The 11,882-nt window shown below is 58.5% G+C and carries 8 protein-coding genes; 1 reads left to right on the plus strand and 7 read right to left on the minus strand.

All coding sequences use genetic code 11. The features are described 5' to 3' along the window. Window positions 1–35: 35 nt before the first annotated feature. The gene (locus tag F7D08_RS00645) at window positions 36–542 is read right to left on the minus strand and encodes a single-stranded DNA-binding protein (protein ID WP_152208832.1); all 507 of its coding nucleotides are present in this window, start codon (window positions 540–542) and stop codon (window positions 36–38) included. A gap of 245 nt (window positions 543–787) precedes the next feature. Beyond that, complete coding sequence (locus F7D08_RS00650) at window positions 788–2,590, minus strand: proline--tRNA ligase (RefSeq protein ID WP_193316126.1); 1,803 nt, start codon at window positions 2,588–2,590, stop codon at window positions 788–790. Between the two features lie 171 nt (window positions 2,591–2,761). Here F7D08_RS00650 and F7D08_RS09785 point away from each other — a divergent pair, with 171 nt between their 5' ends. Beyond that, entirely contained in the window at window positions 2,762–4,864 is a 2,103-nt protein-coding gene (locus F7D08_RS09785) for an SCO7613 C-terminal domain-containing membrane protein (protein ID WP_226803223.1), read from the plus strand. Window positions 4,865–4,885: 21 nt separating this feature from the next. Here F7D08_RS09785 and amrS read toward each other — a convergent pair whose 3' ends face one another. The 5 genes from amrS to guaB all read right to left on the minus strand — a co-directional run bounded on the left by amrS (window position 4,886) and on the right by guaB (window position 11,795). Then, window positions 4,886–6,037 carry an AmmeMemoRadiSam system radical SAM enzyme gene (amrS, locus tag F7D08_RS00660; RefSeq protein WP_152208834.1) on the minus strand — a complete coding sequence of 384 codons (1,152 nt, stop codon included), beginning with the start codon at window positions 6,035–6,037 and terminating at the stop codon, window positions 4,886–4,888. Further along, complete coding sequence (gene amrB, locus F7D08_RS00665; RefSeq protein WP_152208835.1) at window positions 6,024–7,694, minus strand: AmmeMemoRadiSam system protein B; 1,671 nt, start codon at window positions 7,692–7,694, stop codon at window positions 6,024–6,026. Before amrB ends, amrS begins: the two co-directional genes overlap by 14 nt. Window positions 7,695–7,734: 40 nt before the next feature. After that, the gene (locus tag F7D08_RS00670; protein WP_152208836.1) at window positions 7,735–9,147 is read right to left on the minus strand and encodes a DEAD/DEAH box helicase; all 1,413 of its coding nucleotides are present in this window, start codon (window positions 9,145–9,147) and stop codon (window positions 7,735–7,737) included. 122 nt (window positions 9,148–9,269) lie between these two features. Continuing rightward, window positions 9,270–9,920 carry an oligoribonuclease gene (gene orn / locus F7D08_RS00675; protein WP_152208837.1) on the minus strand — a complete coding sequence of 217 codons (651 nt, stop codon included), beginning with the start codon at window positions 9,918–9,920 and terminating at the stop codon, window positions 9,270–9,272. A gap of 324 nt (window positions 9,921–10,244) precedes the next feature. Continuing rightward, complete coding sequence (gene guaB / locus F7D08_RS00680) at window positions 10,245–11,795, minus strand: IMP dehydrogenase (protein ID WP_152208838.1); 1,551 nt, start codon at window positions 11,793–11,795, stop codon at window positions 10,245–10,247. Window positions 11,796–11,882: the final 87 nt, after the last annotated feature.

Raw genomic sequence — 11,882 nt, forward strand, 5'->3', positions numbered from 1 at the left:
CAATTCTGGATTTACGCCACATCACCACGTTCCCTTTATATCTCAGGGTTGTTCTCAAAATCATCGTCAACCGGCATGTCCTGCCGCTGATTCGGCTGGTTCACGTCCTCCTCCGGGCGAGCTTGCAATGTGACGCCCTGAACCGCAGCGTTGTCGGTTTTATTCTCCTGATTGGTGCGAGGCACCTTGGTCAACGTGGTTGTCGCATAGTTGAAGTCATGACCGATGTTGCTGGCCTCCAGCACCATCCGACTGCGGGTCTCACCTTGCTCGGTTTTCCATTGTTCGGTGGTCAGCGCCCCAAGAACGATGAGTTTATCTCCTTTGCGGATGGATTTATGAGTGTTGACCGCCAACGCCCGAAAGGCTTTAACCGGAATCCAACATGAGCCGATATCCCTCCACTCCCCTGTAGACATATCAAGACGAGATCTATTCGATCCCACGCGGAAGTTCAATACGGAAAAATTCGGTGTTTCCGTCAGTACGGGATCGTTTGCCACGAAACCGGTTATCGTAACCGTCGCCTGTTGTATTGCCATGATCAGTCCTTTCATTCATCGCCATGCCGTGGACCGCCACATGATCCGCTGTCATCATCGATCGGCGAATTCGGCGGTACCTCCACTGTGAGGCATAGCGGTTCGCCAGCACAAGGGCAACCGGCAAATGTGGATACTATGACGGGGTTTGCGGCGCTGTGGATAACTTTCGGTTATCCACAAACGACAACGAAAAACGCCACCCTGCATCAGCAGGATGGCGTCAGTCGGCTCAGAGTGATCCCTTACAGGCGCTCGAGCAGGGTCTTCACAGCCTCGTCGGCCGGCACGGCGACCTTGTTGCCACCATCGCGGTCGCGGATCTCGATCGTGCCGTCGTTGACGAAGTCACGGCCCACCACGGCGATGGTAGGCACACCGATGAGCTCGGCATCCTTGAACTTCACGCCCGGGGAGACCTTCTTACGGTCGTCGTAGATCACTTCAACGCCGTTGGCTTCGAGCTCTTCGACCAGCTTCTCGGCACCTTCGAACGCCTTGGCGTCCTTACCGGTAGCCACCACATGCACCTGAGCCGGAGCGATCACGGACGGCCATGCCAGACCGGCCTCATCGTGGTGCGTTTCGGCGACGCATGCGAGCACACGGGAAACACCGATACCGTAGCAACCCATCCACACCGGCACGGCCTTGCCGTTCTGATCCAGAACCTTCAGGTCCAGGGCCTTGGAATACTTCAGACCCAGCTGGAAGACCTGGCCGATCTCCACGCCGCGCTCGAAGCTCAACGGGCCGGAGCCATCCGGGCTCATGTCGCCGTGGCGAACCTCGACGGCCTCGACCACGCCACTGGCCTCGAAATCGCGACCGTAGACCAGGTTGTAGTAGTCCACTTCGTTTTCGTCGGCGCCGGTGAACCATGCGGAGCCCTTGACCACGTGGGCGTCCACGAAGTAACGCAGCGGCTCCTTGACGCCGGCGGCCTCAGCCTGTGGGCCAAGCACCATCGGGCCGATGTAGCCCGGCACGAGTTCGGGATGCTTCTTGAGATCCTCTTCGGTGGCCTCTTCAAGCTCGGACGGGGCGAACTGCGCCTCGAGACGCTTCATGTCGACCGTACGGTCCCCGGGCACACCGACGACGATCAGTTCGCGCCACGGCTCGTCGTGCTCCTCATCCTCCGGGTGCTTGACGGCGATGACCACGTTCTTCAAAATGTCGGAAGCGGCCCATTCACGGCCATCGGTACGCGGGTGATCGGCGTTGGCGCGCTCGATCATCTTGTCGATGGTCTTGGCGTCCGGCGTGCTTTCCTTGGTGGCAGCCGGGGTGTTGGATGCGTCGATCTCCGGCAGTTCCGGCGTGTGCAGCGCCTCGACGTTCCAAGCCTTGCCGGAAGGTGCCAGTGCGAAGGTATCCTCGCCGATAGGCATCGGGGCCAGGAACTCCTCGGAAGCGGAGCCGCCCATCGGGCCGGACATGGCGAACACCGGCACGTACTTGAGGCCGATGCGCTGGAACACACGCTCGTAGGCGCCACGCTCGTCCATGTATGCCTTGCGCATGCCTTCTTCGTCCACGTTGAACGAATAGGCGTCCTTCATCACGAACTCGCGGCCACGAATCAGGCCTGCGCGCGGGCGGAACTCGTCGCGGTACTTGGTCTGGATCTGGTACAGGACGACCGGCAGATCCTTGTAAGAGGAGTACATGTCCTTGACCAGCAAGGTGAACATTTCCTCGTGGGTGGGAGCCAGCAGGTAATCAGCCTGGTGGCGATCCTTCAGGCGGAAGATGTTGTCGCCGTATTCCTCCCAGCGGTGGGTGGCCTCATACGGTTCACGCGGCAGCAGAGCCGGGAAGTGCACTTCCTGGGCGCCAATGCCGGCCATCTCTTCACGGATGATGGCCTCGATCTTATTGAGCACACGAAGGCCCAGCGGCAGCCAGGTCCAGATGCCGGGAGCGGCCTTGCGGATGTAGCCGGCGCGCTGCAGCAGCTTTGCGGAATCCACATCCGCATCCGCCGGATCTTCGCGCAACGTGCGCAGGAACAAAGTAGACATACGAAGGGTATTGGAAGTCATAGGTTCCAAGATATTCGCGTGAACCGACAAGCCCGTCGCACCGTCATACGCACAACGACCGCGCACTGCGTCAAGATACAAATTCCGCATCGTTTTTTGTAGGCTTTCCCACCTTGGTTTTCCTGAGTCGCCGTGCAACAATGAAGGCAACGAAGGGGCAGGAGGGGCACGATGACGCAGCCGACCGAACATTGGGACAATCAACAACCACAGACGCTGTCAGCACAGCCAGTGTGGCAGCAACGTGCCCAATCAGCGCCGCAATATTCGCCGTTCCAGCCCCAGCCTGAGCTGGCAGCGCAGCCCCAGGCACACGCGCAATCATTTATGCAACAATCCGATCCAATACCGCCAGTACCTGCACAACCTCAGCTGAACCCATATGCACAACCGCCACAGCCGAATCAGCCCAAACATTCCAGCATCCAAATACTGCTGCTGATTCTTGGCGTCGCGCTCGTGACCATCGCCGTGTTTGCGTTCGCCTCATTTGCCTATGGTGCGCTGGGCGATATCGGCCGCGCAGTGTGCATTGGCGTAGTCGGCATCGCGGCATTGGTCATCGGCATGCTGCTGACCAAGCGGCTGCGCGTCACTGCCGAGGGCCTGACCTGGGCTGGACTTGCGGCTCTTTCCATCGATGCCGTGCTGATCAGCGGCATTCCACCGGTGGCGAGCATCATTCCCGACGGTTATTCCTCAGGTGTCATCGTGCTTGGTATTACTGCACTGGCCTATGCCCTGCGAGCGCTGGCAGCACATCTTCCCGAACGTGGCAGCAGCAGGTCCTCAGCGGTATCCGCATCATCGTTGCCGCTCAGAGCCACCACGCTGTATGCCATGTGCGCGTTGCCGTTCGCTTTCATGTCATTCATTTCGGCATTGCCCATTCCCGACACCGGTGTGCAATGGGTGCTCGGGTTTTCCGTTGGCGCACTGGCAGCCATAGCGTTCGCCGCCATGGTGCGTATTCCGCAACAGGCCCGCTACGCCGATTTCGAATGGATGGCATCGGTCATTGCGGCAATGCTCACACTGGGCATCGTTTCCGCGTTCGGCTATACGACCATCGATGGCGCCGATCCGCTGTGGCTCACCGCCATCGCCAGTCTCATTCCTCCGGTGCTGTGGGCGGCGATTCTTGCCATACTGCACCGAAAGCCATCGATCCGCACAGGCAAGCTACTGAATCCGACGCATCGCATAGCGCCTGTGCTGGGATTCTTCTGGACGTTGACGATCGCCGTGGAATCATTGCTGCGTCGCGGATTGAGCGATGCGATGAGCAATGACCAGGCCGCACGCACCATTGCTGACTTCGCTGCGATTGTTATCGCCGGCTTTGCTCTTGTCTGTGCCACACTGCTGATGCGCCATAACGCGGCCATCAGTTCACAGGAGCGCATAGCGGCCGGCGCTATGGGTTCATGGTTGCTGCTGATTCTTATCGCCGGCGACTTCACCCATGGCAGCCCACTGCCGATGGTGGCCTCCATGGTGGGATACATTGCCATGCTCGCGATATGCATAGTGTTCTGGATTATCGCAGCGCAAACGACACGGTTCACTTCGACATCATTCGCGCCGTCGCCTTTCATTCCGGCGCGCAGCACCCAACCACACCTGGAATCGTTGAGACCGCGGCCTTATCCTCCGGCACCAGGACCAGTGTTTCCGCAGCCGCAATCGCCGGCTCAGCCTATTCCACAGCCTCACGTTTCACCCACACTGCAAGCCATGAAACTACTGACTGCAGCACAGATCGTGGTGACCTGTTTCACCGCAGTCGCCGGCATCGTACTGCTGTTTCTGGCTTGGACCGATCCGCAACCGTATGCGCCTGTGGATCTCATCGCCATGCTCTCAGGCGCGGCCGCGTTGATTGTCGGAATCCGCTGGCTGCAAATACGCCCGACCATGCGCAGCTGGCCGGCATTATGGCCGGCCCTGACCCTGCTCATGGTGCCATCACTACTGATCAGCTGTGTGGAGGCGCCCTCACTGCCCCGCATGCTCGCATTGTTTGTTATTGCGCTGTGCTCACTGCTTATTGGCGCAATCATGGGCTTGCAAGCACCATTGATATATGGCACCGCGGTTCTTGTCGTACATCTGCTGATTGTGGTATGGCCATGGCTCGCCGAGTTCTCCCGCCATTACTGGTGGGTTTGGCTGCTCATCGGCGGCATTATTCTTATTGTTGCGGCAGCGCGCTATGAGGCGAGTCTCAAATCCATGCGGACTATCGCGGCGCGCATCAGCGATCTGCGATAGTCACGCCGACCGATTGCATAGCTACCATCGCCCGGCAATAGGCGCGCCGCATTCCGGGCAGCGACCATCAGTGCCGCTGAGCCGGTCGGTGATAATGCGGTACCAGTCACGTTCGATGAGCGCGGCATGGCATGTTGGATTCGGACAGTAGGTGGTATCGCCTTCACGATCATGCACATTGCCGGTGTACACATAATGCAATCCTTCGTTAAGTGCGATTGTGCGTGCACGAGTCAATGTTTCATGCGGCGTTGGCGGTATGTTCTGCATTTTCCATGCTGGGTGGAACGCTGAGAAATGCAGCGGTACATCGGGCCCGAGGTGCTCTCGAATCCATACGCATTCGGCATGCAGTTGAGCATCATCATCGTTGAGCCCGGGAATCAGCAGGGTGGTGAGTTCCACCCATACATGATCGCCGCTTGGCGTGCGCGCCTCGTTCACCGCATAGTCGATGGTATCGAGCACGTCCTGCAGATGCGTGCCGGTCACCTTCCAGTAGAAATCCTCGGTAAAGCCTTTCAGATCGATATTCGCCGCATCCATCGCCGCATAGAAATCCGGCCGTGCCTCAGCGCTCATGTATCCGGCAGTGACGGCGATCGGATGGAGGCCTTGTGCACGGCAAGCTTGGGCGGTATCGATTGCGTATTCCGCGAACACAATCGGATCATTGTAGGTGAATGCCACCGAATCGATGCCGCGATCCGCCGCCACTTGCGCGATTTTCTCCGGGCTGGCCTCCACGCCGAGCCTGTCGAAGTCACGGGCTTTGGAGATATCCCAGTTCTGGCAGAATCGGCACCCGGAATTGCAGCCTGCCGTGCCGAAGCTCAGCACACTGGAGCCGGGGTGAAAATGGTTGAGCGGCTTCTTTTCCACCGGATCGACCGCGAACCCGGAACTGCGGCCATACGTATCGGAGACAATGACACCATCATGATTCGAGCGGACGAAGCAGAAGCCTCGCTGACCGGGCTTCAACACACAGCGGCGCGGGCAGAGCTCACATCGAGCACGGCGGGTGCCATCGTTGCATCGGGTCTGCCAGCGGCCGATGGCGGCGGGCGGCACTGTTTCAAGTACCGTGTCTGACGGTGCATTCGATGCCGCATTCTGTCTTGACGATGCTGCATTCGACCTCGGACGGTGCATCACATTACTGTTCGGCATATGCGGTCACCTCATACCGCTCGCATTCGATTTCGCCGTTCTTCCAGTCATATGACGGCGTGATGCCGGCTTTGGTCAGCAGGTGCGAGACGAAATCATAAGGGTTCGGCAATTGTTCCCAGACTTGCGGAAGGAATGTGGCTCTGCGGCCATGCCGATCGGTCAGGATGAGGCCATCCTCGCCAGGTCGCAGTGCTTGTTCGAGTTCCGTACGCGAACGTACTGGCATTGGTGCTGGCTTGCCTAGTACGGAAACCTCCACGTCAAGTAATGGATATTCTTCCCTGCTTACCGGGAAGAATCGAGGATCGTGGACCGCTGCATCGATGGCATGTTCCACAACGTCCCTGCCGAGCGAACGATAGGCCTCCAATGTGCCGATACATCCACGCAGTTGCCCACGTTCGGTGAGTGTCACAAAGCTGGCGCCTGGTTCGTTCAGCCAAGGATTGCGGTTGACAATCGCTTCTGGTGTGTGTTCCGGTGCGTCATCGAGTCCAAGATGCTCACGAATTGCTGCGCGCGCGAGGCTCAATAATACTGTGCGACGATCTTCCGGCATGGTTTGGTTGCCCGCGGAATGGGATGATGCTTTGACATCCGCCTTCCCCACTGCCGTCCGAGTCTCATCAGCCGCGTTTTCTTCGTGAGGATTGTCGTCGCCATCCTCGGTTTGCCATACGGCGAACGAAGCATAACCCACTACGGGCTCGTCGGGATCGTTCATAGCTGGGCGCGAATTACCGGCGAGCGCCACTACGCCGTCATCACCGGAGGTACTGCGGCCGAGAAGCCGAAGATCAAACGGTTCGATTGGTGACTTATCACTGCGTTCTTGCTCTCCGCTGGATGTTTCACGTATCGTTTCACGCCGTGTTGGCTTGAGACCGCGAGTCAGCACATCCAATAGCCCATTGATTGGATACGCGCCGCATGCCCTGCGTGGATGAATCGGCAACCTTACATGCGCGATATCGCTTATGGTTTCGTCATCCAACTGTCGCGCGTATGCCTCAGGGTGGTAATGCGACAGATCGGAGCTGATGATAATAACGGTCTCCGGACCACCCCACAGCGCACGCAGCGCATCGCCCACTTCCTCAGGGGCTGCGTCCCCAGCATTGAGCGGCACGATGGTCAGTTCCGGACCGAATATGGTTTGTAGGAATGGAACCTGCACTTCCACCGCATGCTCCTGCGCATGGGTCGGGTCGTTGACGATTAACGACCCCCATGCCCTGCGCTCGGCACCCACGTCAACCGGCACCACGCCCAGTGGAGTCTCGAATGCCGCAGCATTTGAACAGGCCACACCACGTACCGGCACACGATGTGTCGGCCCTACAATCACCGCGCGCTTTACGACCCCACGCCCACGTTCCAGCAATGCGTAGGCAAGCGCCGCCGTCGTGCCGGAATACACGTAGCCGGCATGAGGCACGATCACCGCTTTCGGAATTCCTGCCGGCAACTGCGGTTCCAACTGTTTGAGCAGAGCGCGCCCATAATCAAGTTGCGTATTGATCAGCTGCTTGAGCTGTGTTCTATCCGCCGGGTAGAACGCACCGGCCACCGCCGCCGGGCGCACATACCCATCATGCAGTCTGCCGGCATTACGAACACCGTTGTTCTCATGGAAGATATCGGAACGCATCATAACGACCACCCCTACCTCCATGGTAGTCGTTGCACATCAGTCAGAATAAGGCGTCTTGGGCGAAGTCATCGTCCGCGGAATCAAGTGCGGTTGCAGTCGGCTTGAAGGCGGCCGGACCTTCTTGGGCGAGCTGATTACTAGCGGCGGTAGAGGCTTCGCGCAAGGCACCATCGAGTACCACCGCATCAGGAGAGACCAGGAACATGCGTTCGTTGACGCCAGCCAAATACAGTCCGCCCAGCGATTCCACACGGGACAACGCCACGTAGCCCATGCCGGGCGCGAAGGTACGGCGCAAATCCATCACCGCGCGGTCAAGCGTCATACCTTGGGATTTGTGGATGGTAATGCCCCATGCGCAGCGCAATGGCACTTGGGAAACCGATGCCAGCACGGTTTCGCCGTCCATCATCTCCCAAGTGGCCGGTTTCATGGTAACGATGTTGCCGTTTTCGAATTCCACAATCGGCCAGCCGCCTTTGGATTCGGGCGCAAACGCGCGCACCGTGCCCAGCGAACCGTTGACGAATTGGCGATCGGCATCATTGCGCAACGCCATCACAGCGGCGCCCTCTTTAAGCACCAAGTGCTCAGGGGCAAGCATATTTTTCTTGAGACGGTCCACCAAATTCACCGGGCCTGCGGTCTGAGCGAAGAACTCATGACCTACACTCGGAATCTGCTGCAATCGCACATCGTTCAGCCCATCAGCCTGTCGGTTCACCGGGAACAGATGTACCGCAACTTTGCCAGGTTCCGGCATGACTCCCAGACGAGTCACCAGCACATCACGATCATTCTGCGTTACGTTGCTTTCGCGGATATCAGTGAGCACAGTGAGCAGATCACCGGTATCTTGCCTGTGCTGCTCAGTCAGATAGCAGATGGCAGGGCTCAGTTCATCCCAAACCAGCGATTCGGTCACGAATCCTTCCGGATTCTTGCCTGCCTTGGCGTATTGTTCGCGGGCCGCCATGAATTCGGGCGTCGGCGCAATCACATCATTGTTGCGCCCAGATACCGAAACCGGTGGCAGCTGGAAGAAGTCGCCGGACAGCACCACCTGGATGCCGCCGAATGGTCTTGGATCCCGGCGAACGGCGCGGCAAACCTGATCGACCATATCGAAGAGCCATGCGTGCAACATGGACACCTCATCGATGACGAGAATATCAGTAGCCTGAATCTTACGTTTGCGCCGGGTTTTGATGAGCTTTAGCAGATTGGCGGTCAGACTCGTGGCCACACCCACACCACTCCATGAGTGAATGGTCTGGCCATTGATATGCGTGGAGGCTATGCCTGTGGATGCAGTGACCGCCACATCGGCGCCGTCAGCGCGAGCCTGGCGAATGAACTCGTTGAGCGTGTAGGTCTTACCGGCACCCGGGGCACCGGTCAAAAAGACGTTAGCTCCGGCATTCAAGATGGCAAGGGCTTCACTTTGGCGCATAATACTGGTCTTTCTATCGCAGCGAATGGTTCTCAATAAGAAACATGCAGGGGAAACGCACAATATCAATCACGCGAACGCTGCCGCATACTTCTTATTGAGAATGTTTCGCTGCGGGAAGCTCACTTATTCAACAGGCTGGTGGCCACGATCTGCTCGGAGATGGCCTTGGCCCGGGCATCATCCGGGCCGGGAGCCGGGGCCATGAACGCCTTGCGGTAGTAGCGCAGCTCGTCGAGGGATTCGATGATGTCCGCAAGTGCACGGTGACCACCGTTCTTCGGCGGACGGTTCTCATACACGGCCGGATACCAACGGCGGGCGAGCTCCTTCAACGTGCTCACGTCCACACTGCGATAGTGCAGATGGCTCATCAGGTTCGGCATGTAATGGTCGAGGAACTTCTTATCGGAGCCGATGGTGTTGCCGGCCAGGAGCGGCTTCACACCTTCCGGAGTGAAGCGGAGCACGTAGTCGGTGACCTTCTTCTCAGCTTCTTCGAGGCTCAGACCATTTTCCCACTCGTTGATCAGACCGGAACGGGTGTGCATATTGCGCACGAAGTCGTTCATGTGGTCCACGGCCTTCTGGCTTGGCTTGATGACGAAGTCCACACCTTCGTCCAGCACGTTCAGATCGAAGTCGGTGGGCACCACGGACACTTCGACGAGCTCATCGCCGCCAAAGATATCCAGTCCCGTCATTTCGCAGTCAATCCAAATCAGACGCGAATCCTTGGCGCTGTAAGTCTCTGCATCATGGCTATCAACCATGTCTCTGCCTCTTTTCGTGAAAGTCACCCATGAGATAAGAACAGTTCAGACTATACCCCAGCGCCTACAAGCCATGCGAAGTGCTGTCCCTAGGATTCTTCTCATGACTGTAGGTTTTTGAACACTGACTGTAGGAATTTGAACGAAATATGTCCAAAAACCTACAGTCAGTGTTCAAAAACCTACAGTCGGAGTTCAAAGTCCTACAGCGACAGTGCAATTTCCTACAGTCAAGCAATGCATGACTGTAGGGATATACGCAAAAAGGGCCCGCATAGGCGAGCCCTTTTGAGGTGATCAACCCTGACTAAGTCAGAAATCAGATCAGTTGTGGAAACCGGAGTAGTTCGGAGCTTCCGCGGTCATCACGATGTCATGCGGGTGGGATTCACGCAGACCGGCATCGGTGATACGGATGAACTGGCCACGATCCGGCATTTCGGCGATGTTGTGGGCGCCGATGTAGAACATGGACTGGTGCAGGCCACCGAGCATCTGGTAGAGCACGGCGTTCAGCGGTCCGCGGTACGGCACTTCGCCTTCCACGCCTTCCGGCACGACCTTGTCGCTGGAGGTCACGTCGGCCTGGAAGTAACGGTCCTTGGAGTAGGACTTCTTGCCACGCGGAGCCATGGCGCCGAGGGAGCCCATGCCACGGTACAGCTTGTACTGCTTGCCGTGCAGGAGCACCTTCTCGCCCGGAGCTTCCTCGCAGCCTGCGAGGGCGCCACCGAGCATCACGGAGGATGCGCCGGCAACCAGAGCCTTGGCGATATCGCCGGAGTAGTGGATGCCACCGTCGGCGATGCACGGCACGCCAGCGGCGCGGCAGGCCTGAGCGGCCTCGTACACGGCGGTGAGCTGCGGCACGCCGACACCGGCGACCACGCGGGTGGTGCAGATGGAACCAGGACCGATGCCGACCTTCACGGCGTCGGCGCCAGCGTCGATCATGGCCTGAGCACCGGAACGGGTGCCGACATTGCCGCCGATGATCTGCACGTTGTCGAATGCGGAGTCGTGCTTCAGACGGGAGATCATGTCGAGAGCCAGGCGAGCTTCGCCATTGGCGGTATCGACCACGAGCACGTCAACGCCGGCTTCCATCAGAGCGGAAGCGCGCTGCCAAGCGTCGCCGAGGAAGCCAACGCCGGCGGCCACGCGCAGACGGCCCTGCTCATCCTTGGTGGCGTCCGGGTACTGCTCGGTCTTGACGAAGTCCTTCACGGTGATCAGGCCGGTCAGGTGGCCTTCGGAGTCGACCAGCGGCAGCTTCTCGACCTTGTGCTGGGCGAGCAGACGGTGGGCGTCATCCTTGGAGATGTTGGACGGACCGGTGACCAGGTTCTCCTTGGTCATCACGTCCTTGACCTTCAGAGTGTCGTAATCCTCGGAGGCGATGAAGCGCATATCACGGTTGGTGATGATGCCGACGAGCTTGTTTTCCTTGTCCACCACCGGCAGACCGGAGATGTGGAACTTGCCGCAGAGCTTGTCGAGATCGGCCAGGGTGACTTCCGGGCTGACGGTCAGCGGGTCGGTGATCATACCGGACTCGGAACGCTTGACCACATCAACCTGAGCGGCCTGGTCATCGATGGAAAGGTTGCGGTGGAGCACGCCGATACCGCCGTTGCGAGCCATGGCGATAGCCATCTCGGACTCGGTCACGGTATCCATGGCTGCGGAGAGCACCGGGGCCTTCATCGTGATCTTGCGGGTCAGATGGGTGCTGGTGTCCACCTCGGAAGGAATGACATCCGTCTCGTTCGGCAGCAGCAGCACATCGTCATAGGCAAGGCCGAGCTTGGCGAAAATCGGGGGAAGGGGGGCGTACGCCGATTGGGCGTTCAATTCATCAAGGTTTGTAGCCATGTAAACACTATATGAACATGCGCTGACCTAACGCGACACACTCCTGTTAGCGGTCACAATATCATCAAGATTAACTTATATCAGCAC

It is taken from the genome of Bifidobacterium cebidarum (assembly GCF_009193305.1).
Taxonomy (GTDB): domain Bacteria; phylum Actinomycetota; class Actinomycetes; order Actinomycetales; family Bifidobacteriaceae; genus Bifidobacterium; species Bifidobacterium cebidarum.

Coding starts and splice junctions, on each gene's coding strand:
- orn (WP_152208837.1), bottom strand. CDS start 9,920: ATGGTTGATAGCCATGATGCAGAGACTTACAGCGCCAAGGATTCGCGT.
- F7D08_RS09785 (WP_226803223.1), top strand. CDS start 2,762: ATGACGCAGCCGACCGAACATTGGGACAATCAACAACCACAGACGCTG.
- F7D08_RS00650 (WP_193316126.1), bottom strand. CDS start 2,590: ATGACTTCCAATACCCTTCGTATGTCTACTTTGTTCCTGCGCACGTTG.
- F7D08_RS00645 (WP_152208832.1), bottom strand. CDS start 542: ATGGCAATACAACAGGCGACGGTTACGATAACCGGTTTCGTGGCAAAC.
- guaB (WP_152208838.1), bottom strand. CDS start 11,795: ATGGCTACAAACCTTGATGAATTGAACGCCCAATCGGCGTACGCCCCC.
- amrS (WP_152208834.1), bottom strand. CDS start 6,037: ATGCCGAACAGTAATGTGATGCACCGTCCGAGGTCGAATGCAGCATCG.
- F7D08_RS00670 (WP_152208836.1), bottom strand. CDS start 9,147: ATGCGCCAAAGTGAAGCCCTTGCCATCTTGAATGCCGGAGCTAACGTC.
- amrB (WP_152208835.1), bottom strand. CDS start 7,694: ATGATGCGTTCCGATATCTTCCATGAGAACAACGGTGTTCGTAATGCC.